Source organism: Pseudomonas synxantha (genome assembly GCF_900105675.1).
Classification (GTDB): Bacteria; Pseudomonadota; Gammaproteobacteria; order Pseudomonadales; family Pseudomonadaceae; genus Aquipseudomonas; species Aquipseudomonas synxantha.
Window position 1 is genome coordinate 4,356,471 of record NZ_LT629786.1, and the last position, 15,984, is coordinate 4,372,454.

The 15,984-nt window shown below is 56.3% G+C and carries 13 protein-coding genes; 4 read left to right on the plus strand and 9 right to left on the minus strand.

The window, feature by feature from the left end:
- Positions 1 to 43: 43 nt before the first annotated feature.
- Positions 44 to 355: a type II toxin-antitoxin system MqsR family toxin gene (locus tag BLU48_RS20230; protein WP_057021493.1), complete on the plus strand. Its 312-nt coding sequence runs from the start codon at positions 44 to 46 to the stop codon at positions 353 to 355.
- Positions 352 to 834: a type II toxin-antitoxin system MqsA family antitoxin gene (locus BLU48_RS20235; protein ID WP_057021494.1), complete on the plus strand. Its 483-nt coding sequence runs from the start codon at positions 352 to 354 to the stop codon at positions 832 to 834. The genes BLU48_RS20230 and BLU48_RS20235 overlap by 4 nt, the downstream gene beginning before the upstream one ends.
- A 49-nt stretch (positions 835 to 883) precedes the next feature.
- On the opposite strand, the gene BLU48_RS20240 is transcribed toward BLU48_RS20235, so the two are convergent.
- The 4 genes from BLU48_RS20240 to BLU48_RS20255 all read right to left on the minus strand — a co-directional run bounded on the left by BLU48_RS20240 (position 884) and on the right by BLU48_RS20255 (position 5,053).
- Complete coding sequence (locus BLU48_RS20240) at positions 884 to 1,648, minus strand: amino acid ABC transporter ATP-binding protein (RefSeq protein WP_003171943.1); 765 nt, start codon at positions 1,646 to 1,648, stop codon at positions 884 to 886.
- An 11-nt stretch (positions 1,649 to 1,659) separates the two neighbouring features.
- Complete coding sequence (locus BLU48_RS20245) at positions 1,660 to 2,757, minus strand: amino acid ABC transporter permease (protein WP_057021495.1); 1,098 nt, start codon at positions 2,755 to 2,757, stop codon at positions 1,660 to 1,662.
- Positions 2,758 to 2,767: 10 nt separating this feature from the next.
- A complete protein-coding gene (locus BLU48_RS20250) occupies positions 2,768 to 3,949 on the minus strand; it encodes an amino acid ABC transporter permease (protein ID WP_046071008.1) in 1,182 nt (393 codons plus the stop codon).
- A 72-nt stretch (positions 3,950 to 4,021) separates the two neighbouring features.
- Positions 4,022 to 5,053, minus strand: a complete 1,032-nt coding sequence (locus BLU48_RS20255; protein WP_005785045.1) for an amino acid ABC transporter substrate-binding protein — start codon at positions 5,051 to 5,053, stop codon at positions 4,022 to 4,024.
- A 345-nt stretch (positions 5,054 to 5,398) separates the two neighbouring features.
- Here BLU48_RS20255 and BLU48_RS20260 point away from each other — a divergent pair, with 345 nt between their 5' ends.
- Both BLU48_RS20260 and rhlB read left to right on the plus strand, forming a co-directional pair.
- Positions 5,399 to 6,055, plus strand: coding sequence for an alpha/beta hydrolase (locus tag BLU48_RS20260; RefSeq protein WP_043048587.1), 657 nt, complete (start codon positions 5,399 to 5,401; stop codon positions 6,053 to 6,055).
- Between the two features lie 95 nt (positions 6,056 to 6,150).
- Positions 6,151 to 7,617, plus strand: a complete 1,467-nt coding sequence (gene rhlB / locus BLU48_RS20265; RefSeq protein ID WP_057021496.1) for an ATP-dependent RNA helicase RhlB — start codon at positions 6,151 to 6,153, stop codon at positions 7,615 to 7,617.
- A 131-nt stretch (positions 7,618 to 7,748) separates the two neighbouring features.
- Here rhlB and BLU48_RS20270 read toward each other — a convergent pair whose 3' ends face one another.
- The 5 genes from BLU48_RS20270 to moaC all read right to left on the minus strand — a co-directional run bounded on the left by BLU48_RS20270 (position 7,749) and on the right by moaC (position 15,901).
- The gene (locus BLU48_RS20270; protein ID WP_057021497.1) at positions 7,749 to 12,497 is read right to left on the minus strand and encodes an RHS repeat-associated core domain-containing protein; all 4,749 of its coding nucleotides are present in this window, start codon (positions 12,495 to 12,497) and stop codon (positions 7,749 to 7,751) included.
- Between the two features lie 44 nt (positions 12,498 to 12,541).
- On the minus strand, positions 12,542 to 14,488 hold the full coding sequence (locus tag BLU48_RS31765) for a hypothetical protein (protein ID WP_124356013.1): 1,947 nt from the start codon (positions 14,486 to 14,488) through the stop codon (positions 12,542 to 12,544).
- A gap of 245 nt (positions 14,489 to 14,733) precedes the next feature.
- Entirely contained in the window at positions 14,734 to 15,186 is a 453-nt protein-coding gene (gene moaE, locus BLU48_RS20280; protein ID WP_057021499.1) for a molybdopterin synthase catalytic subunit MoaE, read from the minus strand.
- A 2-nt stretch (positions 15,187 to 15,188) separates the two neighbouring features.
- Positions 15,189 to 15,431, minus strand: a complete 243-nt coding sequence (gene moaD, locus BLU48_RS20285) for a molybdopterin converting factor subunit 1 (RefSeq protein ID WP_057021500.1) — start codon at positions 15,429 to 15,431, stop codon at positions 15,189 to 15,191.
- A complete protein-coding gene (gene moaC / locus BLU48_RS20290; protein WP_057021501.1) occupies positions 15,428 to 15,901 on the minus strand; it encodes a cyclic pyranopterin monophosphate synthase MoaC in 474 nt (157 codons plus the stop codon). Before moaC ends, moaD begins: the two co-directional genes overlap by 4 nt.
- Between the last annotated feature and the right edge of the window lie 83 nt (positions 15,902 to 15,984).

Sequence of the window (15,984 nt, forward strand, 5' to 3'; positions counted from 1 at the left end):
GTAAAATTACCCTCAGAGGGTAATTATTGGACTCAGGTGTCTTATGGAAAAGTACACACCTCATTACGATTTGGCGGTAATAAAGGCAGATGTCAGACGGCTTCGAGAAAAGGCATTTACGTCCACTGCAAAGAACACAGGGAGGGCGCTCGGCTTTGAGATCCACGAGATGCAAGAGGTCATTTTTCAATTGCAAACCAGGATGTTGTACAAATCAATGACTACCTATGCAGATCATCGGATCTGGCAGGACGTGTACCACATCAGTTCACGCGATATGGAGATTTACATAAAGGTGACCTATCGCTCAGACGGTATCCCACCGGTAATTTCCTTCAAGGAGTGCAACTCATGAAAACTCAACAATGTTTTATCTGCGGTGTGCCCGACGGCATGACCCGATTCGAGGGCCGCAGCGAAACCCTTCGCGTCAAAGATATGGAACGTCGTGTCGATGATCTTTCTGGCTGGGAATGCCACGCCTGCAGCGACGGTATGTATGACCCGGACAGCTCAGAGCGTCACGCCAAGGCAGGTGATGAACTCGTCCACGCAGGGAAAAAAATGATTGGCTCGGAGATGAAACGTATCCGTCGCAAGCTGCACCTTACGCAAAAAGAAACCGTACAACTGCTATCCGGTGGCGGTCACAACGCTTTTTCACGTTATGAACGCGGCGAGCTTCTGCCGCCGAAGCCACTGGTCCTGTTGATGCGATTATTGGACCGTTACCCTCATTTGCTCGCCGACGCCAAGGTGTTGGCCGAAGGCGCTGACCTGCGCGGGTTCACTCATACCGTGAACACTGAAGATGAGGCGCTCAAGGCCTCCTGAACAGACAAAACAAACCCGGCCAGGCCGGGTTTATTTGTTCAAACACCGATCAATGCAAAATCTGGCTCAAGAACAACTTGGTCCGATCATTCTGCGGGTTGTCAAAAAAGTCATTCGGCGCCGCCTGTTCCACGATCTCGCCCTTGTCCATGAAGATCACACGGTTGGCCACGGTGCGCGCGAAGCCCATTTCGTGGGTCACGCACAACATGGTCATGCCGTCTTCGGCCAGGCCGATCATGGTGTCCAATACTTCCTTGACCATTTCCGGATCCAGCGCCGAAGTCGGTTCATCGAACAGCATGATTTTCGGTTTCATGCACAAGGCACGGGCAATCGCCACACGCTGTTGCTGCCCGCCGGACAGTTGCCCAGGGAACTTGTGCGCCTGTTCCGGGATGCGCACGCGCTCCAGGTAATGCATGGCGATTTCCTCGGCCTTGCGCTTGGGCATCTTGCGCACCCACATCGGCGCCAGCGTGCAGTTCTGCAGGATGGTCAGGTGCGGGAACAGGTTGAAGTGCTGGAACACCATGCCGACTTCACGGCGGATCGCTTCGATCTGCTTGAGGTCGTTGGTCAGCTCCACGCCATCAACCACGATACGGCCCTGCTGGTGCTCTTCAAGGCGATTGAGGCAGCGGATGGTGGTGGACTTGCCCGAACCCGACGGGCCACACAACACGATGCGCTCGCCTTGCTTGACGTTCAGGTTGATGTCTTTCAACACGTGGAACTGGCCGTACCACTTGTTGACGCCCTGCATCTGGATAATGCCTTCAGGGCTCACAGGCTGCTTGATTGCTTCGCTCATAAAAACCACTCCTAACGCTTGTGGCCGGTGTCGAGCTTGCGTTCCAGGTGCATGGAATAGCGCGACATGCCAAAACAGAAAATCCAGAACACCAGGGCGGCGAACACGTAGCCTTCGGTGGCCATGCCCAGCCATTTGGGGTCGGCAGCGGCTTGCTTGACGCTGTTGAGCAGGTCGAACAGGCCGATGATGATCACAAGGCTGGTGTCCTTGAACAGTGCGATGAAGGTATTGACGATCCCCGGGATCACCATCTTCAGGGCTTGCGGCAGAATCACCAGGCCCGTGCTGCGCCAATAACCCAGGCCCATAGCTGCGGCGGCTTCGTACTGCCCCTTCGGAATCGCCTGCAAACCACCGCGCACCACTTCGGCCACATAGGCCGACTGGAACAGGATCACACCGATCAGCGCCCGCAGCAGTTTGTCGAAGTTCATGCCTTCGGGCAGGAACAACGGCAACATCACCGAGGACATGAACAGTACGGTGATCAACGGCACGCCGCGCCAGAACTCGATGAAGGTCACGCAAACCACCCGGATCGCCGGCATGTTCGAGCGCCGGCCCAGCGCCAGCACAATCCCCAGCGGCAAGGCGCCGGCGATGCCGACCGTGGCGATCACCAGGGTCAGCATCAGGCCGCCCCATTGGCTGGTCGCCACGGTGCTCAAGCCGAAGACGCCACCGTGCAGCAGGAAGTAGGCGATGATCGGGTACAGCACCAGGAAGCCCAGGCCGTAGATCGCCTTGCGTTGCCAGCGCGAGATGAACAACGGTGCCACGCCGACAATGGCCAGCCACACCGTAAGGTCCACGCGCCAGCGCAGCTCGCCAGGATAGTAGCCGTACATGAATTGCCCGAAGCGTTGCTGGATGAACACCCAGCAAGCCCCCTCTTTCGTGCAATCGGCGCGGGTAGTGCCGACCCAGTTTGCGTCGAGAATGGCCCACTGCAGGATCGGCGGTACCACCAGGTACACCAGGTAAATCGCCAGCAGGGTCAGCAGGGTGTTGAGCCAGCTTGAGAACAAGTTGGCGCGCATCCACGCCACCGGCCCGAAGACTTTGCTCGGTGGCGGCATATCAGGTTTGAACGTATGCGTCGTCATGGGCGTTTCCTCACCGCTCGATCAGCGCAATGCGCTTGTTGTACCAGTTCATCAGCAGGGAAATGCTGATGCTGATCGCCAGGTACACGCTCATGGTGATGGCAATGACCTCGATAGCTTGGCCGGTCTGGTTGAGCACCGTGCCGGCAAACAGCGAAACCATTTCCGGGTAGCCGATACCGGCGGCCAGCGAGGAGTTTTTCGCCAGGTTCAGGTATTGGCTGGTCAGCGGCGGAATGATCACGCGCAGCGCCTGCGGGATGATGACCTTGCGCAACGTTGGCCCCGGGCGCAGGCCCAGAGAACGCGCGGCTTCGGTCTGGCCGTGGCTCACGGACTTGATCCCCGAGCGCACGATCTCGGCGATAAACGCCGCCGTATACACCGTCAATGCCAGAGTCAGCGCCAGCAGTTCAGGGATCAATACCCAGCCACCGACGAAGTTGAAGCCTGCAAGCCGGGGCATCTCCCAGTGCAACGGCGCGCCGAAGATCAACGCACACAACGCCGGGATCACGATGAACAGCGCCAGGCCGGCCCAGAATTTATGGAAGGGTACGCCAGTGGCTTCAAAGCGCCTGTTGGCCCAGCGGGTCATCAGCACGATGGCGACAATGGCGATCACCAGGCTGGCGACAAATGGCCAGAACCCGTCGGCCGCCAGGGCTGCCGGCATGTTCAGACCACGACTGCTGACGAAGAAGGTATCACCGAAGTTATGGCTGTTGCGCGGCCCCGGCATGGTCAGGAACACCGCGAAATACCAGAACAGGATTTGCAGCAAAGGCGGGATATTGCGAAAGACTTCTACGTAGACCGTCGCCAGCTTGCTGATCATCCAGTTGGGCGACAGCCGCGCCACGCCGATGATAAAGCCCAGCAGGGTTGCCAGCACCACGCCGATCACGGTCACCAGCAAGGTATTGAGCAAGCCGATCACAAACACCCGGGCATAGCTGTCCGATTCGGTGTAGTCGATCAAATGCTGCGCGATGCCAAAGCCGGCACTGCGCTCAAGAAAGTCGAAACCCGAGGTGATGCCCCGGTGTTGCAGGTTGGTCTGGGTGTTATGGAACAGGTACCAGCCCAGCGAGACAACCGCCACGATGGTGATGATCTGGAATAGCCACGCGCGCACTTTGGGATCGCTGAAGCTGAGCTTCTGCTTGGGTGCGCCGATTTGATTTTGCATGAAGTGCCCCGCAAAGAATGGAACAGAACATCACCCGGCGGTTGGCCCACCGAGTGATAGAACCATCAGCGATCAGCGCACAGGGGGTGCGTATTGGATGCCGCCGTTGTTCCACAGCGCGTTCAGGCCACGGTCAATTTCCAGTGGTGTGCTCTTGCCCAGGTTGCGCTCGAACATTTCGCCGTAGTTGCCCACCTGCTTGACGATCTGTACGACCCAGTCCTTCTTCACTTTCAAGTCTTTGCCATATTCACCGTCGGCACCGAGCAAACGCGCGACGTCGGGGTTCTTGGTGGACTTGGCTTCGGCTTCAACGTTTTTCGAGGTCACACCGGCTTCTTCAGCGTTGAGCATGGCGTAGCCCACCCAGCGCACGATGGCCAGCCACTCGTCGTCACCGTTACGCACGACCGGGCCCAGAGGCTCCTTGGAAATGGTTTCCGGCAGCACCACGTAGTCTTTCGGCGCGGCCAGCTTGCTGCGCTGGGCAAACAGTTGCGACTTGTCAGACGTCAGCACGTCGCAACGCCCGGATTCCAGCGACTTGGCGCTTTCGTCGGAGGTGTCGAAGGTGATCGGGGTGTACTTGAGGTTATTGGCGCGGAAGTAGTCGGAAACGTTCAGCTCCGTGGTGGTACCGGCCTGGATGCAGATGGTTGCACCGTCCAGTTCCTTGGCGCTTTTCACGCCGAGCTTGTTGTTGACCAAAAAACCGATGCCGTCGTAGTAGGTAATGAAGCCTGGGAATTTCAAGCCCATGCCCGCATCGCGAGAGCTGGTCATGGTGGTGTTGCGCGACAGGATGTCGACTTCGCCCGATTGCAGCGCGGTGAAACGCTCCTTGGCATTCAACTGGCTGAACTTGACCTTGGTGGCGTCGCCGAAGACCGCAGCGGCCACGGCGCGGCAGTAGTCAGCGTCGATGCCGAGGATCTTGCCACTGGCATCCGGCACCGAGAAACCCGGCAAGCCATCACTCACGCCACATTGCACAAAGCCTTTCTTCTGCACGGCATCCAGGGTGGCGCCCGCCTGGGCAAACCCGCTGACACCCAGTACAGCCGCCGCAGTGACGATGGCCAGGGTGGATTTCAATACCTTCATTCAAACCTCCAGTTGCTCTTGTTGTGTCCAAGCTCCAACCCCAGCGCACCCTTATGAGGCGATATCGACCCGTGTTGGCTTTTTTTGGGGTCAAGCGGCATGAGGTTTTCGCAATCATTCCAGCGGCTATCCCCTGAACGGCGGTCACTGATAGTGTTACCGTCCCGGGAGAGTTCTGACATCGACCTACACATAGCAAGGCGCGTACCAGAGTGCCGGCCAAGGGGTTGCAACCCTGGGTTAATGGCAAAAGATTCACCCTTGCGACATTCTCTTAATAGATCAACCTGTCGCGCACCGTTCCAACGCCCCCAATCGGAGCGCACGCACATATATGGAGCAGACATGACCGAACCCTTGATTCTTCAGCCCGCCAAGCCCGCAGACGCCTGCGTTATCTGGTTGCATGGCCTGGGTGCCGATCGCTACGACTTCCTGCCGGTAGCCGAGGCGCTGCAGGAAAGCTTGCTGACCACGCGCTTCGTTTTGCCTCAGGCGCCGACGCGACCGGTGACCATCAACGGCGGCTACGAGATGCCGAGCTGGTACGACATCAAGGCCATGAGCCCGGCGCGTTCGATCAGCCTGGAAGAACTGGAAGTCTCGGCGAAAATGCTCACGGATTTGATCGAGGCTCAGAAGAGAACCGGGATAGACGCTTCGCGAATTTTCCTCGCGGGTTTTTCCCAAGGCGGCGCCGTGGTTTTCCACACCGCATTCTTAAATTGGGAGGGGCCATTGGGTGGCGTTATCGCCCTCTCCACCTACGCGCCAACCTTTGACAATGAGCTGGAATTATCCGCCAGCCAGCAGCGCATTCCGACGCTGTGCCTGCATGGCCAGTACGACGATGTAGTGCAGAACGCCATGGGCCGCAGCGCCTATGAGCATTTGAAGGGCCGTGGTGTCACCGTGACATGGCAGGAATACCCAATGGGCCACGAAGTGTTACCCGAAGAGATACGCGACATCGGCACCTGGCTGGCTGAACGCCTGCGCTGAAACCTGCATTTATGTAGCCGTATGACAGACGCACTACGCCGCGCCCGATTCTTGCATTACACTGGCCGGCGTATATTCCTTAACCAATTAATGAGATGACCGTGCTCAAAGCACTCAAGAAGATGTTCGGCAAAAGCGCGGCTGAGCCGCTCGCGCCTGTTCCCAGTGCTCCTGCCCCCAAGCCCGGCAACCGCAATGACGGTCAACAGCCTGGCCGGACCGCGCCCGCCGCCGCACCGAAACAACCCTCGGTGACGCCGCCTGAACAGGCCCAGCCTGCCGAGGTCGCTACGGCGCCTGCGGCCAAACCACGTCGCGAACGCGCGCCCAAGCCGCCGGTAACCCCATGGAAACTCGAAGACTTCGTCGTCGAGCCCCAGGAAGGCAAGACCCGCTTCCACGACTTCAAGCTGGCCCCGGAACTGATGCACGCCATCCAGGACCTGGGCTTCCCGTACTGCACGCCGATCCAGGCGCAGGTGCTGGGCTTCACCCTGGCAGGCAAAGACGCCATCGGCCGCGCCCAGACCGGTACCGGAAAGACCGCCGCATTCCTGATCTCGATCATCACCCAGCTGCTGCAGACGCCGCCGCCGAAAGAGCGCTACATGGGTGAACCGCGCGCATTGATCATCGCCCCGACCCGGGAGCTGGTGGTGCAGATCGCCAAGGACGCCGCCGACCTGACCAAGTACACCGGCCTCAACGTGATGACCTTCGTCGGCGGCATGGACTTCGACAAACAGCTCAAGCACCTCGAAGCCCGCCACTGCGACATCCTCGTTGCCACCCCGGGCCGCCTGCTGGACTTCAACCAGCGCGGCGACGTGCACTTGGACATGGTCGAAGTGATGGTACTGGACGAAGCCGACCGCATGCTCGACATGGGCTTTATCCCGCAAGTACGCCAGATCATCCGCCAGACCCCGCCCAAAGCCGAGCGCCAGACCCTGCTGTTTTCCGCGACCTTCACCGAAGACGTGATGAACCTCGCCAAGCAGTGGACCACCGACCCATCCATCGTCGAGATCGAGGCGCTGAACGTCGCCAGCGAAAACGTCGAGCAGCATATCTATGCCGTGGCCGGTGCCGACAAGTACAAGCTGCTCTACAACCTGGTCAATGACAACGGCTGGGAGCGCGTGATGGTGTTCGCCAACCGCAAGGACGAAGTGCGCCGCATCGAAGAGCGCCTGGTACGCGATGGCGTCAACGCTGCGCAACTGTCGGGCGATGTGCCGCAGCACAAGCGCATCAAGACATTGGAGGGTTTCCGCGAAGGTAAGATCCGCGTGCTGGTGGCCACCGACGTGGCCGGGCGCGGCATTCACATCGACGGCATCAGCCACGTGATCAACTTCACCCTGCCGGAAGTGCCGGACGACTACGTGCACCGCATCGGCCGTACCGGGCGGGCCGGGGCCGCGGGTGTGTCGATCAGCTTTGCCGGGGAAGATGACTCGTACCAATTGCCGTCGATCGAAGCCCTGCTGGGGCGCAAGATCAGTTGCGAGACACCGCCGACGCACCTATTGCGGGCAGTGGAGCGCAAGCGCCCCTAAGCTGAAATACGCTCAAAATGTGGGAGGGGCTTGCTCCCGATTGCGGTGTGTCAGTCAACAAAGATATCGATTAATCCACCCCAATCGGGAGCACCTCGAATCGTCGCGCCCCCCTCCTACATTCGTTTGCATCAAGCGTCACCTCCCCCCTGTATCAGCCCACTCAGGATAGGCTGGCGAATACGCCAGGCCTCGTCCCTGAATGCATCGAAATATTCGACGCTGCTGCTCACCATATCTTTCAAGCTGCTGAGGGCGGGTTGCGTTTGAGGCTGTGTCGAAGCAGAAAAACTACCCTTATTGCCTTCAGGCACGGCGTTCTCCCTCGTCTGACTTCTACTTTCGATTGATCGGCCAAGATTGGTAAATCTCAAAATAGCTCGCGTACCACCGAACATCTGGCTGTACGGGGTAACTCCAGCTTTATCGGTAAATTTATAGGTCAACCCCAACATGCGGTCTCGCGATGCCAACACAGCACTGCCGATCGGTGTATCAGACAGGTTACCCACACCGGTCCATTTTGCTGCGGCTCCCTTGTAGGCCATATGCGCCGAGGTATAGGCCCCTCCCACGCCCACAGCCAATGAGGCTATGGAGAACCCGAACGCGGCCCATCCCAAGTTATTGATGTGGTTCGAGCGGTCCCAACCCATTGCTTTATCGACCTCGGCAACGCCCAGTGCTGCGGTGCTCAGTGTTCCGCTGACGACCCCCAACCCCGCACCAACCAACACTGCCGCCTTGGAAGCGATAAGCATCCCCGCCGCACCTGCCGACACAGCCGCCGCGAGCGCTGGAGCTGCAAACCCTACCGTAACGATGGAGAGCGCCAACGCCGCGCCGGTCAATACCCACTTCAACCAGCTAGGCCATAAACCGCTAGGGTCTACCATGTTGCTCGGGTTACACGCACAGTAGGCATAGCCGTTGAGCCCGCCCTTACCAAAAGGGGTCAGCTCGTCGACCTGCAAAAACACCATCAGCTCCGGATCGTAGGCACGACGACCGTTGCCCAGGAAGTAGAGCCTGGATGCCGCATCTAATCGCTGGCCATTGAACGCTGGTAGTTGCAGGTCTGCCATGGTGCGGGTCTTGCCATCATCCAGAGGAATTTTGGTATAGCCGTAAGGCGTGTATTGTCGCCGCACATGAGCCTGCCCCGGCGCCGATATGCCACGCACGCTGCCGGCGGCATCGTTGGTATGCAGTTGCGGCCCGTCCACGCCACCACCACGCGCCATTACTTGGTCATCGCCGTTGAAATAGCGGATCTTTTTACTGCCTTCAACTAAGGATTCAAGGTGCTCGCCTGCATACGCCAGCATCACGGGCTGTTCATTTCCACGCCAAGCGAGTACCTGACGGGATTCTGCGTCGTACCGGTAGCTGTATTGAAAGCCATCGGCCCTTATGTCGGTCAATTGATCAAACTCGTTGTATGTGTAGAGCTGGCCTGACGGCCCAACCAATAAATTGCCCGCCGCATCATAGGTCAGGGTGACATCCTGCACCGGGAGCGTGTGAGTCAAACGCGTCAGCTGGGTGGGGTCGGTGCCGGTGAAAAACCGTTCACAAACATCTTGCGTATTACCGACAAAGGAGGTGACCACATGGGTAATGTTATTGAGGCTGTCAAAACTGAAGTCTTGACCGACGATGCTACGCCCCAAGCGATCCTGTGGGTGTTCGCGGCCTTCGCAGCGATAAGTCTTCAAGCGCAAGTAGGCGTCGTAGCTAAAGGTCTCACCGATGACCAGCTGTGCTTTCGCGTCTCGAAAAACCCGCTTCGCCAACATACTGTTGGGGTGATACTCACTGGTCATCACCTGCAACAGCTCGCCGTTTTGCTCAAAGCGGCGCTCGGCTTCTCGCCCCAGTGAGTCGTAGGTAATCCTGGTGACGACTCGCGTATTCTCGTAAACGGCGGTCAGCGTCTGAGGCCGACCAAATATATCGTAATCCTGCTCGATCACCATTGAGCCGGTGGTCATCCGCAGGAAACGCCCGTGTGCATCATAATCGAACTGGCTTCGCTGGCCATCGGCTGTGATTTGATACTTCAAGCGCCCGCCGGGGGAATAGTCATACAGTGTGGTAACGGACGTACCACTGACCGTTTGAACATCCTTTTCGGGATTGCCGTTGACGTCGTAAACAACCTCATGAATCGAGCCATCGGTCTGCGAATGCGTCAAAGCGCCGGACATCAGGTCATGTCGGTAGGTGTTGACTGAGCGCCCTGCTATTTCAATACGACTGGGCCTGTTCAGCTCTCTGTTATAAAAACGTTTCTCACGAACACCGAGTGGGGAAACAATGGAGGCAGGCTCCATCCATCCGGCCTCATACTCCAAAATCATGGCCTGCCCTTTCCCGCGGACCTGGCTGATCATGCGGCCCAGGCTGTCATACGTACGGGCCCCCACAAGTTTGCCGTCGATCATGAGTGCAGTGGCTGATTCGCTACTGGTACCGCGTGCGTATTCGATTTTACGCAGGCGCTGTGCAGTGCCATCGGCAGGTTTTTGCAAAACGGTTACCTGTCGATTGAAAGCATCGTAGGTGAATTCGGTGAGATTTTTACCCACATCCAGCACCGAAAGGCATCGGCCCAGCCCATCGTAGGTGCGCGACTCAATTTCGACGCTGTTGTCGTTAACGTCGAGGCGCTCGACCTTCGCCGGCTGGTTATGCTCATTGAACCAAGTCTTCAGGCGTTCACCGCCTTCCACCCCCTCGATCTTGAGGTTCAGCAGGGGATCGTACTCATCGATCAACACACTGCCATCAGGACGCTTCACACGGCTGAGGTTGCCCCAGCGATTATAGGTGTAGGTAGTCTCGAGTGTCCGAGTCCCGTCGCTCAGATAATCGGTATGCACCTCTTCGACGCATTGCCCAAGGGCGTCATACCGCCAGGTCCCAGTGATAAGCTCCGGCACGCCCAGCGAGTGAACTTCGGAGACCTGGCGCCCGAGACCATCATAGTAGGTGATGACCTGGGTGCCTTGGGCATCGATGGTGATCAAATGTGCCCCTCGGGTGGGCGTGGCAAAATGGTAGGCATAACGGCGCCAGGCCTGTTCTGGTTTACCGGCTGACACCGTTTCCGCTGTCATTCGGCCATTGACGTCAAACGCCATGGTCAGCGTGCTGCCACCATCGCGGGTCATGGACAACAGGCGACGGTTGACCAGGGAGAGGCTGCGCACTGACTCAAGCCACTGCCCCTCGCGTCCTTTCAAACGCCGGGTTTCAACCAGGTTATCACCGGTAATGGCGTAGCTGATTTCGCTGACTGAAGTGAGTCCGTCAATGGTGGTGGAAATACTCTTCAACCGGCCCGCCAGCTCGACAGGGGTTTGGTAGTGGGTATGCCGAGTGCTGGATACACCCGCCTGGGTACTCGACTCCTGGACGACAGAATAATCACCACTGCCCCGTTGTATACCTGTGTAGGTGTACTCGGTGATTGGCAGCGCAGGCGTGCCTCCTGCTGGAATAAGCCGCTCCTGCTTCACATAGCGCTTGAACAGGCCGTGGGGGTCGGCCGGACACTTGCCTGTCTCTCCCTGTATCGGGTAATAACTGTATTCGGTGCGCACTCCGGAGGCTGCGGTACGGCTGAGTTCATTACCATATTCATCAGTTTCAATTTGCTGAACCTCTTCCCTTGGCGCCCCACCGGCCAGCAATTCAAAGCGCTTGGTAATAGTCTTAGGTAGATGCAGGTTGGCTGGTTGCGCGGGAAACAGGCCGGGTTCGATATTGTAGGCCATCGTCGTCGTGGTCACGGTGCCTTCGCGACGGACCTGCTCCTCGGTCAACAGATGAAACTTGTTGTAGGTTGTTTTAGTGGCGCTCAGCTCAACGTTGTTATTAGCAGTATCAATGCACTTCTCCTCCGTCCAGTAGTTATAGGGCGAACCCACCAGATACAGATTGTCCTCACCCTCGCGAAAGCCACCGGAGAAGGGATAGCCAGTGAAGTTCAAGCCGGGGCTGTAGCCATAGGTTCTGGAAATGCCTGGTTGACCGGCTGCGGGTGTCTGAACCCAACTGGTGACACGCGGAATGTGCTGCCCATTGGCATACTGATGGCCGTTTTCTGCATAGCGGATCAACTCATCACCTCCCATCGGCGGCCGCACACGATTGATAGCGATCATGCCGTTTCGAAAGGGAGCTGTGTACTCAAGCACATAACCTGCAGTCGCTGCCGGTCCACTGCGATCATACGGGACGGTAATACCTGTCAGCCGCCCATTGGAATAGCTAAAGCGGATACGTGCATAGCGGTCGCCATCAACCCGCGTATCTGCCATCGCCAAGCGCCCGCCTGTGTACGTGAGCAACAGCAATACTTGCTGGCGATGATCCAGAATCCGCTCAAGCGATCCGCCCGGGGCATATTCCCACGTCAAGCGCTCGCCACTTTCAAACTCAATAGCAACAATACGATAGGGCGTAGTGCTACCCGTGCGTCGCAACACTTCAACGGTGCCGTCCTTGTAAATTACATGAAGCGTATTGGCATCCGGCCTTTTGACCATCCAATTCTTAAGCTTGCGATCCTTGATCACCAGCGTTGCGCCTACCGGGGGCAGGCTCTGGGTTTTAAATTGCTCACCGGTAAGCAATGTGAGCCTAGAACGTGCAATATCAAATTCAGTATTGCTGATCCTGCAACCGTGACCGTAAACACCAGATGTCATATCCATCATGGAAAACGAAAGCGCGATACTTCTGCTCACTTCAAGCGAGCCCTGCGGGTAAAAATTTGCCAAGTGAACTTGGTATCTGTATTGACCGGTACGTGCATCTACCGCACCGCCAAAATAAGAACTGAAATTGAAAGCTTGAGAGTAAATATCCATATCAGACTTGCGCCCTGCAAAGAAATTGATAGCCGCCCCTTACCTCAATCGCCCTTAACCAACCTTAAACGTTCGCCCCAATGATATTGCTCAAGACGAAATACATGTTCGACCCCGAAATTATCCCATAACCGCCAGTTACTTTTAGTATCGAGGTGCGGATTCGAAGCATCACTCACAAGTGCAACTACAGCACGCATTATCGTAGGATACTTATTTAACCTGATATACTTTTCACGACCATCGGCCTGCTCGAGGACAATATCTTCCAGTGTAACCACGGGATTTAAAACATCCTTATTAATCACCACCCCACCTTTTGCATAGAATCGAAAATCCCTTCTATAAAGATAAGATGTTCGAAAACTGGCACCTTCCCGCCATGCGGGTACTGGATTATCAAACCCCCGATTGACTAGAAACCGCAAACCTGGCGGTGGCATCCAGTAATAAGCCTTGACATTATGCTGTTCATCAGCAAAAGCATCATTATCGACATACTCGACGAGATCAGTGACCAACAACCTATAGGATTCTTGAGGATGAATTATTACTCGCGAATTAAAATTCACATCACCCACCTGGTAGTTAGTCGAATACTTAACTCCGCCCACCTCGATAGTCGCCATAAATACAGCAGGTATGACAGTTAAATTTGGCTTGCGACGCATATATCGATAAACAATTTCTACTGCCATTGAGGTACTACTTCTCGAAGACTCTGAATCTCCAGTTTGCCGGCCTTTTTCACGACTTTGAGATCTCAACCCGGCATCGAATATATTTTTCTGTTTGTCACAGCTCCAACCTTCGGGAAGCGGCGCATCTGGATCTGCTGAAAATTGCGTAATCGCAAAGCTGTCGAGCTCAGCCTGCGTCAATCTCACGGCTTCCCAACCCTTATCGGGATCCCATTGCTCAGCAATGATCTCAACAAAAACTACGCATTGATGACGATCATTCGGATATAACTCTCTCGTATACTCCAGACCATTGGGTAGCTTAATTTCAAAATGCACTAACTTTCGAGGAGGAGGAGCAATGGCGCCGCCTAATATTAGGTAAGGATGACCTGGCACTTCGACACTAGGTACGGTCAATGTAAACTTTTGTTCAGTACCATAGTTATCCAACAACCTCCAAAAACTTTTCGTATCGTTATTTTCAGCAGTCAAGGTCGACTTCAATCTGACGGCTCGCATAATAGTCGGCCGTTCATTAAACCTGCATTGAGGGTTCGCCGAAGGCGCTGGCAAACCTGGGCGTATCTCATCCAGATAAAGCCTTGCGGAAGGATTATCTTTGTGTACAACTGTACCCACTACGTTTGACCAACGATTTTCAAGAGGATTTTGATAAAACAGCGTACTCTTGAAATCCTCGCCCTCACCGGGCAAATTCAGCGGCCTTTCAAATCCCAAGTTTCTAACGAACTGCATTTTCCCAGGAGGCGTCCAGTAGTAAATATGTACTTCCGTTCGATAAGTAGCGCCGGCTATGTAGCCTTGGTTATCCATGTAAAGATCGAGGTCGGACGCTTTTAGTTCAAATGGTGCAACGGCGCTGATAGTGACAGTAGAGCCAACTCCCTTGCTTAAGCCATCACTAGTATAAATACCCCCGCCAATCACCACTCGCGCCATAAAAACTTCCGCACCAACAGGCGCATTCGGATCACAACGCAAGTAGCGGCTGATACTTTCCCCGCTTGCCTCGCCAACGTCTCCAGCGACCTGCCAATACTCGAATTCCTCCGATGGACTATCCATCCAAAGTCCGAGAACAAATTCATTTCTTTCCTTATCGCAACTCCACCCTGCTGTTAGCGTTTGATTGTCGTGTTCTGAGCAACTGACCACTGCGACACTGGCACGCTCCTCATCCGTCAAGAGCGAACGACCCCAAACGCCATCAGGGCCGCATGTTTCTTTAACCACATCAATAATGACTTCACATTGATGGCGGCCATTGGCATAGAGTCCGTTGGCCACCTCCGTCCCAGCGGGGCGCCTGATACTTAAACCCGACAAACGACAGTTGCTTGTACTTGCGTGAGTAGCCATTTCCCGACGTCTCCAATAAGTAGCGCTGGTGCAACGGAACGGCGCTGAAACACGCCCTCGGTGCCTTGACCTCATCAGAACCGCTGGGGAGACGCGAAACAACTGTAAGAATTGACAGTTTTATAGAAGTATTTGAAATATCACTCGTAACTTAAAGATGCTGGATGGACCCCTTAAGACTTCCAACGCTCTGCCGCAGCGTGATCACTACCCCGCCCTTCCACCCACCGTGCGCCGTCCGGGGTATTTTCCTTCTTCCAAAACGGCGCCCGCGTCTTCAAGTAATCCATCACAAACGCACACGCCTCAAACGCCGCCTGGCGATGAGCACTGGCTGCCGCGACAAACACAATCGGCTCGCCCGGCTCCAGCGCGCCGATGCGATGCAGCACCTCCAGCTTGAGCAACGGCCAACGCTGTTCAGCTTCGACGGCGATCTTGGTCAAAGCCTTTTCGGTCATGCCGGAGTAGTGCTCAAGAAACATCCCCGACACCTCGCGCCCGTCATTGAAGTCGCGCACATAACCGACAAAACTCACCACCGCGCCCACGCCGACATTGGCGTCGTGCATGGCGTTGACTTCAGCGCCGGGATCAAAGGCTTCGACTTGCACACGAATGGCCATGGTCAGCCTCCGGTCACGGGTGGGAAAAACGCGACTTCATCGCCGGCTTGCAGTGGCTCGTCGAGGCCACATAGCTCCTGGTTGCGGGCGCACATCAGGCTGGTCTCGTCGAGCACTTCGAAGCCCGGATCGACCGCCAATGCTTGGCGTACGGCGTCGACGGTGGCGAAGTCACCTTCCATCTCCAGCGAATCCAGGCCAATCGCTTCGCTGTAGCGGGCAAAAAAAAGCACGTTGATACTCATACCTGATCCGCCTTGAAGTGCCCGCTCTTACCGCCCAGCTTTTCCAGCAGGCGAATGCTTTCGATGGTCATGCCACGGTCCACGGCCTTGCACATGTCGTAGATGGTCAACGCCGCGACACTGGCTGCCGTCAGCGCTTCCATCTCTACACCGGTCTGCCCGGAAAGCTTGCAGCGCGCCAGGATATGCACGGCATCCACGCCATCGGCGCGCAGTTCGACCTTGACGCCGGTAAGCATCAGCGGGTGGCACAAAGGGATCAAATCACTGGTTTTTTTCGCTGCCTGGATCCCGGCGATGCGGGCCACGGCGAATACGTCGCCCTTGGGGTGGGCGCCGTCGACAATCATTGTCAGGGTTTCGGGCAACATTCGCACCCGCGCTTCGGCCACCGCTTCACGGAATGTCACGACTTTGTCGGTGACGTCGACCATATGGGCGCGACCTTGGGAATCGAGATGAGTCAGCACAGGGATACTCCTGATCAGAAGCGGCAATTGTAAACCCGTGGGTCAAATTTGCGCAGGGCTGTTTATTGCATAAATAAAGGGGT

Bases quoted from the DNA above. Each gene is read 5' to 3' on its own strand.
- BLU48_RS20270 (WP_057021497.1), bottom strand. From the start codon at position 12,497: ATGGATATTTACTCTCAAGCTTTCAATTTCAGTTCTTATTTTGGCGGT.
- BLU48_RS20235 (WP_057021494.1), top strand. From the start codon at position 352: ATGAAAACTCAACAATGTTTTATCTGCGGTGTGCCCGACGGCATGACC.
- rhlB (WP_057021496.1), top strand. From the start codon at position 6,151: ATGACCGTGCTCAAAGCACTCAAGAAGATGTTCGGCAAAAGCGCGGCT.
- moaD (WP_057021500.1), bottom strand. From the start codon at position 15,431: ATGAGTATCAACGTGCTTTTTTTTGCCCGCTACAGCGAAGCGATTGGC.
- BLU48_RS20240 (WP_003171943.1), bottom strand. From the start codon at position 1,648: ATGAGCGAAGCAATCAAGCAGCCTGTGAGCCCTGAAGGCATTATCCAG.
- BLU48_RS20250 (WP_046071008.1), bottom strand. From the start codon at position 3,949: ATGCAAAATCAAATCGGCGCACCCAAGCAGAAGCTCAGCTTCAGCGAT.
- BLU48_RS20260 (WP_043048587.1), top strand. From the start codon at position 5,399: ATGACCGAACCCTTGATTCTTCAGCCCGCCAAGCCCGCAGACGCCTGC.
- BLU48_RS20255 (WP_005785045.1), bottom strand. From the start codon at position 5,053: ATGAAGGTATTGAAATCCACCCTGGCCATCGTCACTGCGGCGGCTGTA.
- BLU48_RS20230 (WP_057021493.1), top strand. From the start codon at position 44: ATGGAAAAGTACACACCTCATTACGATTTGGCGGTAATAAAGGCAGAT.
- moaE (WP_057021499.1), bottom strand. From the start codon at position 15,186: ATGGCCATTCGTGTGCAAGTCGAAGCCTTTGATCCCGGCGCTGAAGTC.
- BLU48_RS20245 (WP_057021495.1), bottom strand. From the start codon at position 2,757: ATGACGACGCATACGTTCAAACCTGATATGCCGCCACCGAGCAAAGTC.